The 17,648-nt window shown below is 65.5% G+C and carries 20 protein-coding genes and 2 tRNA genes; 12 read left to right on the top strand and 10 right to left on the bottom strand.

Translation table 11 applies throughout. The features are described 5' to 3' along the window. From H926_RS0107155 to aroA, 3 genes are all read right to left on the bottom strand, one after another. Nucleotides 1-516: d(CMP) kinase (locus H926_RS0107155; protein WP_022675692.1), on the bottom strand; the 516-nt coding region annotated here is incomplete at its 3' end. After that, nucleotides 513-788, bottom strand: a complete 276-nt coding sequence (locus H926_RS0107160; RefSeq protein ID WP_022675693.1) for a hypothetical protein — start codon at nucleotides 786-788, stop codon at nucleotides 513-515. The genes H926_RS0107160 and H926_RS0107155, both read right to left, overlap by 4 nt. Next, on the bottom strand, nucleotides 785-2,110 hold the full coding sequence (aroA, locus tag H926_RS0107165) for a 3-phosphoshikimate 1-carboxyvinyltransferase (protein ID WP_028657711.1): 1,326 nt from the start codon (nucleotides 2,108-2,110) through the stop codon (nucleotides 785-787). Before aroA ends, H926_RS0107160 begins: the two co-directional genes overlap by 4 nt. A gap of 220 nt (nucleotides 2,111-2,330) precedes the next feature. Here aroA and H926_RS0107170 point away from each other — a divergent pair, with 220 nt between their 5' ends. From H926_RS0107170 to H926_RS0107180, 3 genes are all read left to right on the top strand, one after another. Next, nucleotides 2,331-2,648 (top strand): TIGR02300 family protein, encoded by a 318-nt coding sequence (locus tag H926_RS0107170; RefSeq protein ID WP_022675695.1) that lies wholly within the window; start codon nucleotides 2,331-2,333, stop codon nucleotides 2,646-2,648. A gap of 187 nt (nucleotides 2,649-2,835) precedes the next feature. Then, a tRNA-Ala gene (locus tag H926_RS0107175) sits at nucleotides 2,836-2,911 on the top strand. A 68-nt stretch (nucleotides 2,912-2,979) separates the two neighbouring features. Beyond that, nucleotides 2,980-3,055, top strand: a tRNA-Ala gene (locus H926_RS0107180). 56 nt (nucleotides 3,056-3,111) lie between these two features. Here H926_RS0107180 and H926_RS0107185 read toward each other — a convergent pair. Both H926_RS0107185 and H926_RS0107190 read right to left on the bottom strand, forming a co-directional pair. Beyond that, a complete protein-coding gene (locus tag H926_RS0107185) occupies nucleotides 3,112-3,678 on the bottom strand; it encodes a carboxymuconolactone decarboxylase family protein (RefSeq protein WP_022675696.1) in 567 nt (188 codons plus the stop codon). A gap of 75 nt (nucleotides 3,679-3,753) precedes the next feature. Continuing rightward, nucleotides 3,754-4,689 carry an isopenicillin N synthase family oxygenase gene (locus H926_RS0107190; RefSeq protein WP_022675697.1) on the bottom strand — a complete coding sequence of 312 codons (936 nt, stop codon included), beginning with the start codon at nucleotides 4,687-4,689 and terminating at the stop codon, nucleotides 3,754-3,756. Between the two features lie 63 nt (nucleotides 4,690-4,752). Between H926_RS0107190 and H926_RS0107195 the strand changes: the two genes are divergently transcribed. The 3 genes from H926_RS0107195 to H926_RS26115 all read left to right on the top strand — a co-directional run bounded on the left by H926_RS0107195 (nucleotide 4,753) and on the right by H926_RS26115 (nucleotide 5,975). Then, entirely contained in the window at nucleotides 4,753-5,187 is a 435-nt protein-coding gene (locus tag H926_RS0107195) for an EVE domain-containing protein (RefSeq protein WP_022675698.1), read from the top strand. A gap of 174 nt (nucleotides 5,188-5,361) precedes the next feature. Then, nucleotides 5,362-5,544: a CsbD family protein gene (locus H926_RS0107200; protein ID WP_022675699.1), complete on the top strand. Its 183-nt coding sequence runs from the start codon at nucleotides 5,362-5,364 to the stop codon at nucleotides 5,542-5,544. Nucleotides 5,545-5,726: 182 nt separating this feature from the next. Then, nucleotides 5,727-5,975 (top strand): hypothetical protein, encoded by a 249-nt coding sequence (locus tag H926_RS26115; RefSeq protein ID WP_022675700.1) that lies wholly within the window; start codon nucleotides 5,727-5,729, stop codon nucleotides 5,973-5,975. Between the two features lie 25 nt (nucleotides 5,976-6,000). Here the strand turns inward: H926_RS26115 and H926_RS0107210 are convergent, their stop codons facing one another. Further along, nucleotides 6,001-7,419, bottom strand: coding sequence for an MFS transporter (locus H926_RS0107210; protein ID WP_022675701.1), 1,419 nt, complete (start codon nucleotides 7,417-7,419; stop codon nucleotides 6,001-6,003). A gap of 238 nt (nucleotides 7,420-7,657) precedes the next feature. Here H926_RS0107210 and pgsA point away from each other — a divergent pair, with 238 nt between their 5' ends. After that, nucleotides 7,658-8,251: a CDP-diacylglycerol--glycerol-3-phosphate 3-phosphatidyltransferase gene (pgsA, locus tag H926_RS0107215; protein WP_022675702.1), complete on the top strand. Its 594-nt coding sequence runs from the start codon at nucleotides 7,658-7,660 to the stop codon at nucleotides 8,249-8,251. A gap of 163 nt (nucleotides 8,252-8,414) precedes the next feature. On the opposite strand, the gene H926_RS0107220 is transcribed toward pgsA, so the two are convergent. From H926_RS0107220 to rnd, 3 genes are read right to left on the bottom strand one after another with little or no spacing between them, the layout of a single operon-like run. After that, on the bottom strand, nucleotides 8,415-9,020 hold the full coding sequence (locus H926_RS0107220) for a YitT family protein (RefSeq protein WP_022675703.1): 606 nt from the start codon (nucleotides 9,018-9,020) through the stop codon (nucleotides 8,415-8,417). Then, entirely contained in the window at nucleotides 9,017-9,913 is an 897-nt protein-coding gene (locus H926_RS0107225; protein WP_022675704.1) for a hydrogen peroxide-inducible genes activator, read from the bottom strand. Before H926_RS0107225 ends, H926_RS0107220 begins: the two co-directional genes overlap by 4 nt. After that, nucleotides 9,910-11,145 carry a ribonuclease D gene (gene rnd / locus H926_RS0107230; protein ID WP_022675705.1) on the bottom strand — a complete coding sequence of 412 codons (1,236 nt, stop codon included), beginning with the start codon at nucleotides 11,143-11,145 and terminating at the stop codon, nucleotides 9,910-9,912. Before rnd ends, H926_RS0107225 begins: the two co-directional genes overlap by 4 nt. A 181-nt stretch (nucleotides 11,146-11,326) precedes the next feature. Between rnd and aspS the strand changes: the two genes are divergently transcribed. The 5 genes from aspS to H926_RS0107255 all read left to right on the top strand — a co-directional run bounded on the left by aspS (nucleotide 11,327) and on the right by H926_RS0107255 (nucleotide 16,557). Continuing rightward, a complete protein-coding gene (gene aspS / locus H926_RS0107235) occupies nucleotides 11,327-13,108 on the top strand; it encodes an aspartate--tRNA ligase (RefSeq protein ID WP_022675706.1) in 1,782 nt (593 codons plus the stop codon). Between the two features lie 140 nt (nucleotides 13,109-13,248). Next, on the top strand, nucleotides 13,249-13,485 hold the full coding sequence (locus H926_RS0107240) for an acyl carrier protein (RefSeq protein ID WP_028657713.1): 237 nt from the start codon (nucleotides 13,249-13,251) through the stop codon (nucleotides 13,483-13,485). 123 nt (nucleotides 13,486-13,608) lie between these two features. After that, the gene (fabF, locus tag H926_RS0107245; RefSeq protein ID WP_022675711.1) at nucleotides 13,609-14,865 is read left to right on the top strand and encodes a beta-ketoacyl-ACP synthase II; all 1,257 of its coding nucleotides are present in this window, start codon (nucleotides 13,609-13,611) and stop codon (nucleotides 14,863-14,865) included. 62 nt (nucleotides 14,866-14,927) lie between these two features. Further along, nucleotides 14,928-15,911, top strand: coding sequence for an endolytic transglycosylase MltG (gene mltG / locus H926_RS0107250; RefSeq protein WP_022675707.1), 984 nt, complete (start codon nucleotides 14,928-14,930; stop codon nucleotides 15,909-15,911). 121 nt (nucleotides 15,912-16,032) lie between these two features. Continuing rightward, complete coding sequence (locus H926_RS0107255) at nucleotides 16,033-16,557, top strand: 2'-5' RNA ligase family protein (protein WP_028657714.1); 525 nt, start codon at nucleotides 16,033-16,035, stop codon at nucleotides 16,555-16,557. 131 nt (nucleotides 16,558-16,688) lie between these two features. On the opposite strand, the gene H926_RS0107260 is transcribed toward H926_RS0107255, so the two are convergent. After that, nucleotides 16,689-17,648 (bottom strand): putative 2OG-Fe(II) oxygenase (locus H926_RS0107260; RefSeq protein WP_022675710.1); only part of this gene is annotated, 960 nt, incomplete at its 5' end.

Below are 17,648 nucleotides of genomic sequence, written 5' to 3' on the forward strand. Positions count from 1 at the left end.
CGCCGTGGCACGGCCGGCATCGCGGGCGTCGCGCGCGGCAAGGTCTGCCTCGATCTCTTCGCGGGAGACGGTGCGGCCCTGGCCGGTCATTTCCGCCCAGCGGCGCAGCGCGCGCGAGGCGACGCTGGCGGTCACGTAAAGCTTGGCATCGGCGTGCGGGGCAATCACCGTGGCAATATCGCGCCCATCGAGCACGGCGCCGCTCGGCTGGTTGGCAAAGGCCTGCTGCCGCTCCAGCAAGGCCGCGCGCACCGCCGGGTGGATCGAGACGCGGCTGGCCAGGCCTCCGGTGGCTTCCGAGCGCAGATCGGGATCGGCCAGCAGGCTTTCGGGAAAGGCCGTGGCGGCCAAGGCATCGGCCGGATCATCGGGGTTGCCACCCTGCAGCGCCACCTGGCGGCCGACCGCGCGATAGAGGAGCCCGGTATCGAGGTGCGGCAGCCTGAAATGGGCGGCCAGCGCGCGGGCGATCGTGCCCTTGCCCGATGCAGTGGGGCCATCGATGGCGATGATCATCGCGCCTTGTTCCTTCTGTCGTGCAGTGCCTTGCCCAGGCCCCACAGCGCGATAGCCGACCAGAACCCTTCCAGCACCAGCGAGGCGGGGTTGAGGTTGACCATCAGCGACACGGTCAGCAGCGCGGCACCCGCCAGATTGGTGCCGTGCTGCACGAATGGGTTGGGCCGCCGGCCATGCGCGCCCTCGCGCGTGGTGTAGCCATAGGCCAGGATGATGCAGGCCATGCCGATGAAGCCGCAGATATTGGCGAAAAGCGGCGATAGCGTCATGCGGCGGTGGCCGTGGCAATCAGCTGTTCGAACACCGGGAAGCTCGTGGCGATCGGGCGGGTATCGTCGATGCCCACACCATTGGCGCTGGCCAGGCCCGCCACCGCCATCGACATGGCAATGCGGTGATCGAGGTGCGTGGCCACGCTGGCGTCAGCCTGCGTGCCTGGCAGCGGGCCGCCGCCGGTGCCATCGATGATCATGCCGTCTTCGGTTTCGGTGACCCGCGCGCCGGCCAGTTCCAGCGCCACGCGCATGACCGTGATGCGATCGGATTCCTTGACGCGCAGCTCTTCCAGCCCGCGCGTGATCGTGCGGCCCTGGGCATGGGCGGCGGCGACGAACAGCACGGGGAATTCATCGACCATGCTCGGCACCACGGCGGGATCGACATCGATGCCGGTGAGGGCAGAGGCGCGCACGCGCAGATCGGCCACCGGCTCTCCGCCCACGTCGCGGCGATCGATTTCCTCGATGCTGCCGCCCATCAGGCGCAGCACGTCGAACAGCGCGGCACGGGTGGGGTTGAGGCCGACATTCTCGATCACCAGGTCAGACCCCGGCACGATCAGTGCGGCCACCACGAAGAACGCGGCCGATGAGGGATCGCCCGGCACGGTGATCGCCTGCGGCTTGAGCTCGGCCTCACCCACCAGGCGGATCACGCGCGCGCCGTCGCTGGCGATCTCGACCGAGAGATCGGCGCCAAAGCCCTTGAGCATCCGCTCGGAATGATCGCGCGTCGGGATCGGCTCGATCACCGTGGTAATGCCCGGGGTGTTGAGCCCGGCGAGCAGCACTGCGCTTTTCACCTGGGCCGAGGCGACCGGCAGGCGATAGCTGAGCGGCACCGGCGTCGCCGCGCCTTCCACGATCAGCGGCAGGCGCCCGCCGGGATAGGCGGTGAAGCGCGCGCCGACCTGGCTGAGCGGATCGATCACCCGGCCCATCGGCCGCTTGGACAGGCTGCCATCGCCCACGAAGCAGGCGGTGATCGGATGGCTGGCGACGAGGCCCATCAGCAGGCGGGTGGAGGTGCCCGAATTGCCCATGTCGAGCGCGCCGGCCGGTTGCAGCAGCCCGCCCACGCCCACGCCCGCGACCAGCCAATCACCGTTGGCCTGGCGTTCGATCGTGGCGCCCATGGCGCGCATGGCGGCGGCCGTCGAAAGCACGTCTTCGCCTTCGAGCAGCCCGGTGACGCGGGTTTCGCCCACGGCGAGCGCGCCCAGCATGATCGAGCGGTGGCTGATCGACTTGTCACCCGGCACGCGAATCCGGCCCTTGAGAGGCCCCTGGGCAGAAAAGCGGCGGGGGCGCATCAGGGCGGGATCGGAATGGCTGCTCACGGGCTCGGTCTTTCCAGAATGGCAAAAGGGCGGCAAAAACGCGCGGCTTTTGACAGCGCGCGGCCACTATGGCAAGGCGCGCGCCGCAGTCTGTCGTGCGCACGCTTGATTTCCGGGTAACGCGCCCCCAAGACGTTTTTTTGGTTCCGGTCCGCGCCGCATCGGCAGCGGGCGAGCTTTTCGAGGATTATTCATGGTCAAGCCTGAATGGGGCGCCAAGCATAGCTGTCCGAAGTGCGGCACCCGCTTTTACGACCTCGGCAATGCCGACCCGGTCACGTGCGTGGAATGCAAGTATTCCTGGCACCCTGAGCCGGTGCTCAAGTCCAAGCAGCCGATCCCCTATGAAGAGATCCAGAAGGAGAAGGTCGAGGCCGACGCCGACGTCGATCTCGCCGAAGAGGATCTGGACATCGACGAGGACGGCGATTCGCCCGACAACGACGTCGACCTGGGTGGCGACGATGATCTCGGCGTGGGCGCCCACGAGGGCGAGGACGACGATAACTAAGGGTTTCCGGCCGGGCCGGGGGATGTCCACAGGACATTTTCCGGCAGGCCGGTAAAATTGGCGAGAGGCGCAAAAAAGCCTCTTGCCAGCCGCCACCCTCTCCCTTAGAGGCGCGGCTCCCGGCGATGATCACCTTCTGGTGTGACCGCAGGGCAGGGTGCCTCCCAGGGCATTCTGGCAGACTTTCGGGGCCGTAGCTCAGCTGGGAGAGCGCTACAATGGCATTGTAGAGGTCAGGGGTTCGATCCCCCTCGGCTCCACCAGTCTGCGAAATACCCTGGTTTTCCAGGGTGCTTCGTTCCTCGTGGACGATCAAATGCCTGGAACGTGTGGGGCCGTAGCTCAGCTGGGAGAGCGCTACAATGGCATTGTAGAGGTCAGGGGTTCGATCCCCCTCGGCTCCACCAGTTCCCTTCCAAAAAGCCCCGCGGTCTGCGGGGCTTTTTGCGTTTCGGGGCTCAAGTCATTCGCGTTCGGGCACCGGCACGTTGAAGCCGTTGAGCGTGACCGACACCAGGGCATAGAGCCCGACCAGGAAGATCAGTTCTTCCACGCCAGCCTGGCCGAACGTCTGCTCGGCCAGGGCATAGACCGGCTCGGGCAGCACGCCCCCGCGCGAGAGGGCATAGGCGAGGTCGAACGCCACGCTTTCGTCTTCGGCCAGGTCGGCCGGCTTGAGATCGGCGGTGAGGGTGGCAAGGCGCTGCGCGCTCATCCCTTCCTTTTCCGCCACGGCGACGTGGGCATAGATTTCATAGGCGGCATCATAACGCGCGCCCACGGTCAGGATCACGATCTGGCGCACGCGATCGGGCACGGTGGCCTTGGCCGTCAGCGCCAGGGTCAGATCCCAGATCGCCTTGCCGATTTGCGGCGAATGCAGCCACGGGTTCCACGGCCCCATCAGGGCGCCGGATTCGTCGATCACCTTGAAGGCGTTGAAGTTGCTGGCAATGCCTTCACGCATCGCCGCGTAAAGCGGCTTCTGTTCGTCGGTCAGCTGTGACGGCGGAATGAGCGGCAGGCGCATGGGCGCTCCTTTTTTGTGCGGTGCAACAGGTCCCGTGCCTGCAATCCGCCCATGGCCTGCCGGTTCCGCCCGCGTTTACATTTTCAGGCCGATCTCGCGCAGGCGTTCCTGCAGGTAATCGTCAGCCGTGATCGAGACGGGATAGCGATCGGGATTTTCCGCCGTGATGCACTGCGGCAGGGTGTGGAACGGGAAATCGCTGCGCAGGTGCAGGAAGAACGGCATCGAATAGCGGCTGTAGCTGGCCCGCGCGCCATCGGGATTGCGCACGCGGTGGGTGGTCGATGGCAGGACGTGGTTGGTCAGGCGCTGCAGCATGTCGCCGATGTTGACCACCAGTGCGCCGGGCGGGGGTGAAACCTCGATCCAGCGGCCATCGCGGGCCAGCAGTTCCAGGCCCGCTTCCTCGGCGCCGAGCAGCAGGGTGATGAGATTGATATCCTCGTGCGCGCCGGCGCGGATCGCGCCGTCCGGGGCGCCGGGCACCGGCGGATAATGCAGCAGGCGCAGCACCGAATTGCCATCGGCAATGGCCGGATCGAACCAGTGCTCGTCCAGCCCCAGCCACACCGCGATGCGCGAGAGGATGCGCGCGCCGACCTGATCGAAAGCGGCGTAAAGCGTGGTGAAGGTTTCGTGGAAACCCGCGATCTCGGCCGGCCAGACATTGGGCGGCATCGCCCCGGCGAGGGGGTGACCAACCGGCAGGTCGCGGCCGACGTGCCAGAATTCCTTCAGGTCGCTGACCTTGGCGCCCTTGGCGATCTCGGTGCGAAACGGCGTATAGCCGCGCGCGCCGCCGATGCCGGGGATGGCATAGGCGCGCTTTTGCGCATCGGGCAGGGCAAAGAAGGCCTGGGTCTGCGCCCAGGCGCGCGCCACCAGATCGGCATCCAGGCCGTGGTCCTTGACCATGGCAAAGCCGAATTGCTGGAAACTGGCGCCGATATCACGAGAAAGTTCTGCCGGATCGGCAGCCAGGGACAGGACGGGCAGAGTATCGAGGTTCATTTGGCTCCCCGGGGGAAAATGCGGTATGGGCGCGCCTCTATTCCCATAGTCCGCAAGGTTTCCATGATTCAGATCAGTGCCGATACCCAGCTTTGGCTGATGAAGTCCGAACCCGACGTATATAGCTGGGACGACCTGGTCAGCGAAGGCGAGGGCACCTGGGATGGCGTGCGCAACCACTTGGCGGCGCGTAACCTGCGGACGATGAAGGAAGGCGACCTTACGTTCTTCTATCACTCCAACATCGGCAAGGAAATAGTTGGCATTGCAACGATCAGCATGCCGGGCCTGACCGACCCTACCGATCCCGACGGCAAGTGGGCAGCGGTGAAGGTCAAGCCCGTGGCCAAGCTGGTGCGCCCGGTCAGCCTCAAGACGATCAAGGTCACGCCCGATCTGGCTGACATGGAATTGCTGCGCCTGTCGCGTCTGTCGGTCTCGGCAGTGCGCCCCGCCGAATGGGATCATATCCTGGCGATGGCCGGCGGCACGGTCTGACCAGGGTCACCCGCCCCTGATTGTTGGCCATGCTGCCCTTTGGGCCGGTCGCTCAACCGTTCGTCTCACAGGTTGGAACCAAAGCCGCGCCCAAGGCGTAGTTGCTTTCGAAGGATGCGGCCGGCTTCCCCCTCTCACGGCCGCATCCACCCCACCTTTTCAAGGAGATACACCATGGGTGAGCTCAAGGATCGCGCCAAGGGTCTGGCCAACGAAGCGGTTGGCAACGTCAAGGAAGCCGCCGGCAAGATGACCGACAACGGCAAGCTGCAGGCTGAAGGCCTGGCGCAGCAGGCCAAGGGCAAGACCCAGCAGGCTGCTGGCAAAGTCAAGGGCGCGCTGGGCGACGATATCTGATCGACGCTGACAGTCCCTGAATGGTCTGACCTGTAATGGTCTGGCGGGCCGCCCTTTTCCCAGGGCGGCCCGCTTTGTTTTGGGCGGATGATTGTGCGGCCTGTCCCATGACGGAACGCCGCCGAATTGGCGGCGACTGCGCCGGTGCCATCATGGTTAAAATCGCGTTAAAGCGAATAGTCATGTTCGAATCCACGCCCCACCCCGATGGCCCTGGCGCCCAGGCACCCGGCCACCCGTTCCGCGCCACCCTGCCGCGCCGCGTGCTGCTGCCGATGCCGGTGTTCGAGCCGGAAGTGCAGGCGGCCATGGCGCGCGCCGCGATGCGCTCCCAGCCGATGAACTGGAAGCGCATCACCGTGCAGGACGTGAAGGAATTCCTGATGGCCTACTGCGCCTGCTTCATGGCGATCATGGCTTTCATGAGCTGATCGCCGGGGCGAGCAGCGGGAGCTATTAACCCGCCATCTCGTCAAACGTGTGGGTTTCCTGCGCGCCCAGGTGGGCGACTTCGGCGCGATAGAGCAGCCAGCCGAGCCAGGCCGAAAACAGGCAGAGAATGCCCGTCAGCAGCAACTGGTCGACAATGCGCATGCCCGCTGCCGTCAGGCCCATGGCCAGCAGCGAGCCGGCGAGCATCGCGCCGGAATTGACGATGTTGTTGGCCGCAATCGTGCGCGCTGCCTCGCACTTTTCCACCACGGTGGTGAGAAAGGCATAGAGCGGCACGATGAACATGCCCCCGGTGATGGCGATGCCCAGCAGCGTGCCGATCAGCGGCACGGCCAGCGGCGCGGTGATGAAGGCCGTGAGGTTGAGCAGGCCGCGCTGTGCTGGCACCGGCCAGGCCGCGCAGACGAAGTGGAAGCCGACGACGAACAGCGCGGTCCCGACCACGCAGATCGGGGCATAGCGGGCCGAAACCGTGCCCTTGAGCAGGCGGTTGATCGAGACCGAGCCGATCGCGATCCCCACCGAGAAGATCACCAGGAACAGGCTGGCCACTTCCTTGCTGCAACCCAGCACGTTCTTGGCCAGCGGTGGGAACTGCACGAACAGGATCGCGCCCACGGCCCAGAAGAAGCTGATCGCCGCAATGGCCAGGAACACCCGTGGATGGCGCGTGGTGGAATGGACCAGGCGATAGAGCGAGACCACCTGATCGGCCACCACCACCGGCACCAGGCCCAGCGCGCGCAGCACATTGCGCGGGCGCGCCAGGAACGGGCGCAGCAACGGCAGGGCGAGCGGTTCGTTCGGCTGTTCGGGCGGGGCGGGGGGCACGCTGCGGCCGGCAAAGAAGCCGATCAGCGCGGTGACGATCACTGTAACCGCCGCTGCCGGCGCAGAGATATAGCCGGCCACGATCGTGCCGGCCAGGATCGCCATGTAGGTACCCGCTTCGACCAGGCCAGTGCCGGCCAGCACTTCATCGGCATGAAGATGCTGGGGCAGGATGGCGTACTTGATCGGGCCGAAAAACGTGGAATGCACGCCCATGGCGAACAGCGCCAGCAGCATCAGCGGGATGGCCAGCCCTTCGACATGGAAGCCCTTCCACGCCAGCAGCAGGCCGGTGGCGCCCACGGTCATGATCCCGATCTCGCAGGTTTTGACGATGCGGATGATGCGTGCCTTGTCGCGCATGTCGGCCAATTGGCCCGACAGGGCAGACAGCGCCACGAAGGGAATGATGAACAGGGCCGTCGCCATGCCGGAAAAATGCGCTTCGGCTTTTTCCGAATTGTACACGTTGAACACCACGAACAGCACCATGGCATTCTTGAACAGATTGTCGTTGAACGCGCCCAGCAACTGGGTGACGAACAATGGCAGGAAGCGGCGGGCGCGAAGGAGATGCGTTGTAGTTGTCATTCTAAGCGGTGCCGGGCATCCCTGGTCTCTGTTCCGCCTGCCTTAGCGCGCCACGCCGGGTGGGCAAGGGGCAAGCGGTGGGCGCCACAAGATTTAACCCGCAGCCCGTCTTACATGGGTGGCACCAGGGCGCACGGCAAGATGGGCTGGGGCAAAGGCGCCACGCAAGCATGATGGCAGGCCCTTCGTGCACAAACCGTTTCCATGTTGGCCCCGGCCGTCTTATTGCGGAAAAGACATGCTCACGCTGCCCAACATCCTCACCCTTTCGCGCATCGTTGCCGTGCCCTTGCTGGTTGCCCTGTTGTGGTGGCCGGGCTGGCCCACTGGCTATGCCCTGGGTTTTGCCATGTACTGCCTGATGGGCGTGACCGATTATTTCGACGGCTATCTGGCCCGCGCGCAAGGCACGGTGTCCAAGCTGGGCGTGTTCCTCGATCCGATTGCCGACAAGATCATGGTGGCCGCCGTGATCCTGGTGCTGACCGCACAAGGCGTGCTGACCGGCCCCTATGTCGGGGACATGCACGTGATCGCCGGCCTGGTGATTCTGCTGCGCGAGATCGCGGTGTCGGGCCTGCGCGAGTTTCTGGGCGGCATCCAGGTTTCGGTGCCGGTGTCCAAGCTCGCCAAGTGGAAGACCACGTTTCAGATGGTCTCGCTCGGCGCGCTGATCCTGGGCTGCGCCACGCCGTGGTGGACGCTTACGCTCCAAGGCATCGTCATCAACGTGCCGCATACGGTGGGCCTCGCCACGCTATGGGGCGCGGCCGGGCTGACCGTGATCACCGGCTGGGATTACCTGCGGGTGGGCTTGAAGCATATGGATTGACGGGGGGAGTGCATGAAGCAAAGCTGGACCCCGGATCAAGTCCGGGGTGACGGTAAATTTATACGTTACCTCTATTCTTCGTCACCCCGGACTTGATCCGGGGTCCAGCTTGATACCTTAGACAGCGGTCGCCGTCCTTAGCCGCAAGGCGGCAGAGCCCCGCTTACAAACTCTCTGCCAGATAGCGATCGGGCCGGTGCCAGGTCATGATCATCAGGTTGGCGCAGACCGCGCTGGCCAGCGACCAGATCGCGCGTTCGGGGCCGAGCACTAGGGCCGAGGTGGCGATGATCGTGGCGTCGGTGATCATCAGCAGGCGGCCAAAGCTCCAGCCCTTTTTGCGGCTGAGCCAGCGGGCGATCACGCTCGATCCGCCCACGGCGGTGCCGTGGCGCGTCACTGCCAAAAGGCCCATACCCATCACCGTGCCGCCGATCACAGCGGCGGCGGCCGGGCTGGCTGACGTCAGCACCAGGCCTTTGGCCACCAGCGTGACCAGGCCGGTAATGGCCAGCGTCGCGACCAGGCTGCGCAGCGTGTAGCGCGTGCCCTGGCTGCGCCAGAAGATCAGGAAGATTGGCAGGTTGAGCGCGGCAAACAGCGTGCCGGGCGAATATGGCGCAATATAGGACAGCAGCAGGGCAAGGCCGGCCATGCCCCCGGTGATCAACCGCGCCTGGTGCAGCAGGTGCAGGCCCAGCGCCAGCAGAAGGCACCCGGTCGCAACCCCATAGAGATCTTCCAGCGCGTTGTGGCGCTGCACCTTCATGGTGTGCGCAATTCCTCTGCCAGCAGGCGAAACTCGTCGGCGCGGGGCGAATTCTTGCGCCACACCAGGGCGATTTCGCGATAGGCGTGATCGGATTGCAGCGGGCGGGCAACGATATGGGTGTCGTTGAGGATGCCGGCGTCCACCGCCATTTCGGGCAGCATGGTCAACCCCAGGCCATTGTCCACCATCTGCACCAGGGTGTGCAGGCTGGTGCCGATCATCGTCGCGCTGGCGCGCAGTTCCGGCCGGTTGCAGGCGGCCAAGGCATGCTCTTTCAGGCAGTGCCCGTCTTCCAGCAGCAGCAGGCGCGTTTCATCGATCAGCGCCGGCGGCACCGATTCGGGCGGGTTGCGCGGATCGTCCTGCGGGAACGCCACATAGAGCCGGTCCTTGAACAGCGGCGCTACGTCCACCTCGCCGGTGGCAAAGGGCAGGGCCAGCAGCACGCAGTCGGCACGGCCGTGGTGCAGCGATTCGATCGCGGCGGCGCTGGGCTCCTCGCGCAGGAACAGCTTCAACTGCGGGCGTTCCTGGCGCAGGCGCGGCAGGATGCGCGGCAGCAGGAACGGCGCGATCGTGGGGATCACGCTCATGCGCAGTTCGCCGGCCAGCGGCACGCCGTGCGATTGCACCAGTTCGGACAGTTCCTCCGCCTCGCGCAGCAGGCGGTGCGCCTTGGCCACCACCTGGTTGCCCAGCGGGGTGAAGCGCACGACACGGCGCGTGCGCTCCACCAGCGTCACGCCCAGGAGCGATTCGAGTTCGCGCAGCCCAGCCGACAGCGTTGACTGCGAGACGAAGCACGAATCGGCGGCTTTGCCGAAGTGGCCATGTTCATGCAGCGCGACGAGGTATTGCAGCTGCTTGAGCGTGGGCAGGTAGGTGCTCATTCCCCGAGTGGCTCGCCAGCTTCGGGTTCGGCCGGGGTGGTCTTGGCTGGGCCGTTGTTGCCGATCTGGTCGATGTGCGCCATCTTGAGCTTGCCGTTGACCACGGCAAAAGCCAGGCGCCCTTCCACCAGTTCCAGCGCATCGCGGCCGAACTGTTCGTAGCGCCAGGTTTCCAGCAGGGCCAAGCCCTTGCGCTGCCCGGCGGCCAGTGCCTCTAGATCATCGCTGCGCGCCAGGAGGCGCGAGGCCACGTCGATCTCGCGGCTGCGGATCTTGAGCAGCAGCTTGAGCAGGTCGGCCACCAGCGCGCCTTCCTTGCCCAGCGGGGCGCCGCGCGGCGCGCGCGGGGGCATTTCCGCCTCGGTCAACGGCTTGGCATCGGCCAGCGTCTGCATCAGGCGGCGTCCGATATCGTTATCCTTCCATCCGGTGGAAAGGCCGCGCACCTTGGCCAGGTCGTGCTGTTCGCGCGGCGGGTGGCTGGCAATGTCGGCCAGGGTTTCATCGCGCATGATGCGCCCGCGCGGGATATTCTTGTCCATCGCCTCGGCCTCGCGCCAGGCGGCAATCGCGCGCAACCGGCCGAGCACGGCGGGGTTGCGGCTGGGCGGGCGAATCTTTTCCCACACCTTGCCCGGGTCGTTGCGATAGTTTTCCGGGTCGGCCAGCTTTTCCATCTCGATATCCAGCCACTCGCCGCGCCCGGTCTTGATCAGGCGCTTGAGCATGCGCGGAAAAATCTTGGACAGGTGGGTCACGTCGCCGATCGCATATTCGATCTGGCGTTCGGTCAGCGGGCGGCGCGACCAGTCGGTGAAGCGGGCGCCCTTGTCGATCGACAGGCCCAGCCACGCTTCCACCAGGTTCGAATAGCCGATCTGCTCGCTTTGCGAGAGGGCCATCATCGCGATCTGCGTGTCAAAGATCGGGTGCGGCGTACGCCCCGAAAGATTGTAAATAATTTCAACATCCTGGCCGCCGGCGTGGAAGACCTTGAGGACGTCTTCGTTGTCGACCAGCAGATCGAGCAGCGGCGACAGGTCGATCCCCGGCGCCAGCGGATCGATGGCCGCGGCTTCCTCTTCATTGGCGATCTGCACCAGGCACAATTCGGGCCAATAGGTGTTCTCGCGCATGAACTCGGTGTCGACCGTGACGAAGTCTGACTTGGCCAGCCGCTCGCACAGATCGGCAAGCGCGGCGGTCGTGGTAATCAGCGGATGTATCTTCATCGTTCTTTTCTGTATGGCCCGAACCGCACCTGGGTGCCAAACACCCGTGGCGGCATGGGGCCGGTGGTGCCCCCGTCCGGGAGCGGCGGCTTGACAAAAGCGTGGCCATCGCCTCTTGGCCGCGCCTGACATTTAAGCCTGTCTCACCTGCCTTATTGCAGACCGATTGGAAAGAGTTTCGATGCATCCTTACCGTTCCCACACCTGCGGCGCCCTCTCGCGCGAGCATGTCGGCGAAAATGTTCGCCTTTCGGGCTGGGTGCATCGCAAGCGCGACCATGGCGGCGTGCTGTTCGTCGATTTGCGCGATCACTACGGGATCACCCAGATTGTGGCAGATAGCGACAGCCCGGCGCTGCCGCTGCTCGAATCCGTGCGCGTGGAAAGCGTTGTGACGATCGAAGGCGTGGTCAAGGCCCGCAACGAAGCGACCGTCAACGCCAACCTGGCAACCGGCGCGATCGAAGTGTTCGCCAAGGTGGCGACGGTGCTTTCGGCGGCAGAAGAGCTGCCCATGCCGGTGGCCGGCGAGCAGGAATATCCCGAGGATATCCGCCTGCGCTATCGCTTCCTCGATCTGCGTCGCGAAACCCTGCACGCCAACATCGTGACGCGCACGCGAATCATCTCCGACATGCGCCGCCGCATGGAAGGCGCGGGCTTCACCGAATATTCCACGCCGATCCTGACGGCATCGAGCCCGGAAGGCGCGCGCGACTTCCTGGTGCCGAGCCGCATCCACGCCGGCAAGTTCTATGCGTTGCCGCAGGCGCCGCAGCAGTACAAGCAGCTGCTGATGGTGGCCGGGTTCGACCGCTATTTCCAGATCGCGCCGTGCTTCCGCGACGAAGATCCGCGCGCCGATCGCCTGCCGGGCGAATTCTACCAGCTCGACCTCGAAATGAGCTTCGTGACCCAGGAAGAAGTCTGGGAAACGATGGAGCCGGTGATCGGCGGCGTGTTCGAGGCCTTTGCCGAGGGCAAGCCGGTGACGCCGATCGGCCAGTTCCCGCGCATTCCCTATGACGAGGCGATCCTCAAGTACGGGTCTGACAAGCCGGACCTGCGCAACCCGCTGCTGATCACCGACGTTTCGCACCACTTCACCCAGTCCGGCTTTGGCCTGTTTGAAAAGATCGTCGGCACCGGCGGCGTCGTCCGCGCCATTCCGGCGCCGAACACCGCAGACAAGAGCCGCAAGTTCTTTGACGAAATGAACGACTGGGCCCGCGCCGAAGGCCATGCTGGCCTGGGCTATGTCACCCGCAAGGGCGGCGAGTTTGGCGGGCCGATTGCCAAGAATCACGGCGCCGAAGGCATGGCCGCGCTCTATGCCGAGCTGGGCCTGGGCGAAAACGACGGGCTGTTCTTTGCCGCTGGCAAGGCCGATCAGGCCGCCAAGCTGGCGGGCCTGGCTCGCAACCGCGTGGCCGCGCAGCTTGGCCTGGTCGAAGAAGGCACCTACAAGCTGTGCTGGATCGTCGATTTCCCGTTCTATGAATGGGATGAAGACAACAAGAAGGTGGAATTCAGCCACAACCCGTTCTCCATGCCGCAGGGCGGGATGGACGCGCTGACGGGCCAGGACCCGCTGACGATCAAGGCGTTCCAGTACGATCTGGTCTGCAACGGCTATGAAATCGCCTCGGGCTCGATCCGCAACCAGTCGCCCGAAACCATGGTCAAGGCGTTCGAAATCGTGGGCCTGACCAAGGCTGACGTGGAAGAGCGCTTTGGCGGCCTCTATCGTGCGTTCCAGTATGGCGCGCCGCCCCACGGCGGCATGGCCGCTGGCGTCGACCGCATTGTCATGCTGCTGTGCGGGGCGCAGAACCTGCGCGAGATTACGCTGTTCCCGATGAACCAGCGGGCCGAAGACCTGCTGATGGGGGCGCCCTCGCCAGCCGAGCACAAGCAGTTGCGCGAGCTCAACATTCGCGTTGTCGAACAGCCCAAGGGCTGAGCGGCAGCGCATTCCGACCGGCGCTTGTGTCCCACGGCTGACAGGCCAGGATGCGGGCGCCTCTTGCCAGCGGTTCAACAGCCTATTAGGGCGATGCCTGACCCGCGACCACCAACCTGTTTCCTGCGAAGGGGCATATAATGAGCGATACCGCCGACCGCGTTAAGAAGATCGTTGTCGAGCACCTCGGCGTCGAGGCCGACAAGGTCACCGAAGACGCCAGCTTCATCGACGATCTCGGCGCTGACTCGCTCGACATCGTCGAGCTGGTCATGGCCTTTGAAGAAGAATTCGGTGTGGAAATCCCCGACGATGCGGCCGAGAAGATCTCGACCGTGTCTGACGCGATCAAGTACATCGACGAAAACAAGGGCTGATCGCCCCGCTTCCCCAACCGTTCCGGCCAGCAATTGCAGGCCGGGCAGGGGAGGAATTCGGCAGGCTCAGTCCCCATATCTGCGGGGCTGGGCCTGTTCGTTTGTGATTTTGCGGAGAAAAGAATGCGTCGTGTCGTCGTAACCGGCCTCGGCCTTGTCACCCCGCTGGGCGCGGACGTGGAAACCGTTTGGGCGAATCTGCTCGCCGGCAAGTCTGGCGCCGGGCCGATCACGCGGTTCGATGCCAGCAACCAGAAGTGCCAGATCGCTTGCGAAGTGAAGCCGGCCGACCATCCCTATGGCTTTGATGCGTCACGCCGAGTCGATCACAAGATTCAGCGCCAGGTCGATCCGTTCATCGTCTATGGCATCGATGCTGCCGGCCAGGCGCTGGAAGATGCCGGCCTGGTGGACATGGACGACGATCTCAAGACGCGCACCGGCTGCTCGATCGGCTCGGGCATCGGCGGTTTGCCGGGCATCGAGAGCGAATCGATCGTCCTGCACGAAAAGGGCCCCGGCCGCGTCTCTCCGCACTTCGTGCATGGCCGCCTGATCAACCTGATCTCGGGCCAGGTTTCGATCAAGTATGGCCTGATGGGCCCCAACCATGCGGTTGTCACCGCCTGCTCCACCGGCGCCCATTCGATTGGCGATGCCGCGCGGATGATCAAGGATGGCGACGCTGACGTGATGCTGGCGGGCGGCGCGGAAAGCACGATCAACCCGCTGGGCGTGGCCGGCTTTGCCCAGGCCCGCGCACTCAACTGCAGCTACAACGACCGGCCGGAACAGGCCAGCCGCCCCTATGACAAGGACCGCGATGGTTTCGTCATGGGCGAAGGCGCCGGCGTCGTCGTGCTGGAAGAATACGAACACGCCAAGGCGCGTGGCGCCAAGATCTATGCCGAAGTGGTCGGCTATGGCCTGTCGGGCGATGCCTATCACGTGACGGCGCCGCACCCGGAAGGCAAGGGCGCCGAACTCGCGATGCGCATGGCACTGCGCAAGGCAGGTCTGGAGCCGGGCGACATCGACTATGTCAACGCCCACGGCACCTCGACCATGGCCGACACCATCGAACTGGGCGCGGTCAAGCGCGTGCTGGGCGATGATCTGTCGGGCGCCTCGATGAGCAGCACCAAGTCGGCCATCGGCCACCTGCTCGGCGGGGCAGGCGCGGTCGAAGCGATCTTCTGCATCCTCGCCATCCGTGACCAGATCGTGCCGCCCACGCTCAACCTCGACAACCCGGATGAGGGCACCGAGGGCGTGGACCTGGTGCCGCACGTGGCCAAGAAGCGCCAGGTGCGCGCGGTGCTCAACAACTCGTTCGGGTTTGGCGGCACCAACGCCAGCCTGATCATGAAGGCGGTTTGAGCCGCAAGGCCAACCCGCGTGGCAAGCCGAAAGGCCGCCGTAAACCAAGGAAACGTGCTCCCATGATTGCCCGCATCGGTAAAGTCCGGCTGGTCATCCTGGGGGCGCTGCTCCTGGCGGCAGCATGGGGCACCCACTTCCTGTGGGGCTGGTATGGCCCGGGCCCGCTGGCCAAGGATACGGCGTTCGTCGTGCCTGATGGCGCCAGCATCGGCTCCATCGCCAGCAAGCTCGAGGCCGAAGGGGCGGTGGCTTCGGCCAGCACGTTCCGCGCCCGCGCGCGATTGCTGGGCACGACGGCGCCGATCAAGGCCGGCGAATTCAGCCTGCCGGCCCACGCCAGTGGCTCTACCATCCTCAAGATCCTGCAAGGGGCCGAAGGCGCGATGCGCCGCCTGGTCACCGTGCCCGAGGGCATGCCCGCGATCATGGTGCAGGAACGCCTGATGGCGCAGCCGCTGCTGACCGGCACGGTCGACGTTCCCGAAGAGGGCACCGTGCTGCCCGACAGCTATGAATTCCGCCGTGGCGAACCGCGCAAGGCAGTGCTGGCGCGCATGCAGGCGGCCATGACCAAGACCCTGGCCGAACTCTGGGCGCAGCGCAGCGCCGATACCGTGGCCAAGACCCCGCAAGAGGCGCTGATCCTGGCCTCGATCGTGGAAAAGGAAACCGGCAAGCCTGCCGAACGCCGCATGGTGGCCGGGCTCTATTCCAATCGCCTGCGCAAGGGCATGCTGCTGCAGGCCGATCCCACGATCATCTATCCGATCACCCGCGGCAAGCCGCTGGGCCGCCGCATCCGCCAGTCGGAAATCCAGGCTGTAAACGATTACAATACCTATTCGATGACCGGCCTGCCCAAGGGACCGATCACCAATCCCGGCCGCGCCTCGATCGAGGCAGTGCTGCACCCGGCGCATACCGAGGCATTGTATATGGTAGCCGATGGCACCGGTGGCCATGTCTTTGCCGATACTCTGGCCGAACATAATGCCAATGTGGCCAAATGGTTCGCCATTCGCCGGGCGCGCGGTGATCTCTAGGCTGGCATTTGCGCAACTACGGCTCTATTGGTCCGATACGGAGTTTTACGGATTTGCCGCCTGATGCGCGCGCGCATCGCTCCGGCTGTTCCGATTTCTCCCGCGCGGCGGGCCGCGCCGGGTGAGCGGGCCCCTGGTCCTGATAGCCCGGCTACCCGCCGCGCTCTTTGGCCAGATGGAAGGGTTGCGCCGCGCGCACTATCCGCCCGAACGCAATCATGTGCCGGCCCATGTCACGCTGTTTCACGCGCTGCCGCTTTCCGCCCAGGGCGAGGTGCAGCGCCTGGCATCCCGCGTTTGTGCGCAAACCCCGCCGCCGGCCGCGCAGCTCGCAGGGCTGGCAGACCTGGGCACTGGCACGGCCGTTGCCGTGCACAGCCCTGCGCTGGCAGCGGTGCATGCTGATTTGGCGGAAGCGCTCCAGGGGTTGCTCGGCCTGGCAGACCAAGGCCGGCCGCGCTTTCATGTAACTGTCCAGAACAAGGTTGTCCGCAGCGAAGCCCGCGCGCTCCAGGCGGCGCTGGCGGGCCGGTTCGAGGGGCAGGCCTTTGCCTTTGCGGGGATTGACCTCCACGCCCTGCAACGCCTGCCCCAAGGCGGCGCCACTTGGCAGCCCGTGGGCCAATGGGCGTTTCGCGGCCGCTAAAATCCTCCCCGGCACGGGGAGGGGGACCGCGCTAAGCGTGGCGGAGGGGATATTCGGCCTGAAACGCCGTTTGCAGCCGCCAGTCCCCTCCACCAGCCTGCGGCTGGTCCCCCTCCCCGTGCCGGGGAGGATCAGGGTGCCGGCACCACGTCGAAGGCAATGTTCAGCCGCTCCCCCGCATCGAACGGCACCGTGCCGTGCCACAGCGTGGAGGGGAACAGCACCAGTTGCCCCACCACCGGGTCGATCGTGCCATAGGGGGCAAGATCCAGGCCCAGCTCCTGCGGCGGGGCGCCATAGTGAAAGTGTCCGGCATCGGGCGCGGTGCTTTCGGCCGGATCGGGCAGGGCGACATAGAAGGTGCTGCTGATCCACCCCAACGGATGCGAATGGGTGACGTTGAAGCCGTGCCCGTGCAGCTGGACCGACCAACTGCCGCTGATCCGCACCGCATCGCGCGGGCGTGAGAGCAGCGGGTGGGCAGGATCGGGCGGGGGCAGGGCGGCAATGTAATCGCGCGTTGCCGCCAGCAATGCCTCGCGCGTGCGCACCAGCACGGGTTCGTGGCGCAGCAGCACGCTGCGGTCGGTCTGCGTGCCGCCGCGCACCGATTGTTCGGGATAGGGCAGTTGCGCCCGGTGCAACCCGCGCAACAGATCGGCCAGTTGCGCCAGTTCCGCGCCGCTCAGCCCCACTGCCACGCTGCGCACAAATGCGGGATCGTCATCGAGCCATTGGGTCCGCGGATCGTCCAGCAGGCGCCAGCAGGTCGACACATAGGGCCAGACCTGCCCGGCCAAAGGTGATCCCGGCGCCTGCTGCGCCAAGGGCAGGGCGAGGGCCAGTGCGGCATCGGGCGCGCCCCCGCGCAGCGCCTGGCGGATGCGTGCGATCGTGATCAGCGGGCTGCCGGGCAGCGTACCCTGGTTGATCAGCCGGGCCATCTCTTCCGCATCGCCGCTTTCGCCGGCCAGGAACACCCGCGCCTGGATCAGGGCAGGCAGCGCGGCCAGGTGTCGTTCCGCTTCGTCCAGGATGGCGGCGGCGCGGGGCCAGTCGCGCACCTGGGCCACGGCGGCAAACCACCCCAG

This window comes from Novosphingobium sp. B-7 (assembly GCF_000410615.1).
GTDB lineage: Bacteria > Pseudomonadota > Alphaproteobacteria > Sphingomonadales > Sphingomonadaceae > Novosphingobium > Novosphingobium capsulatum.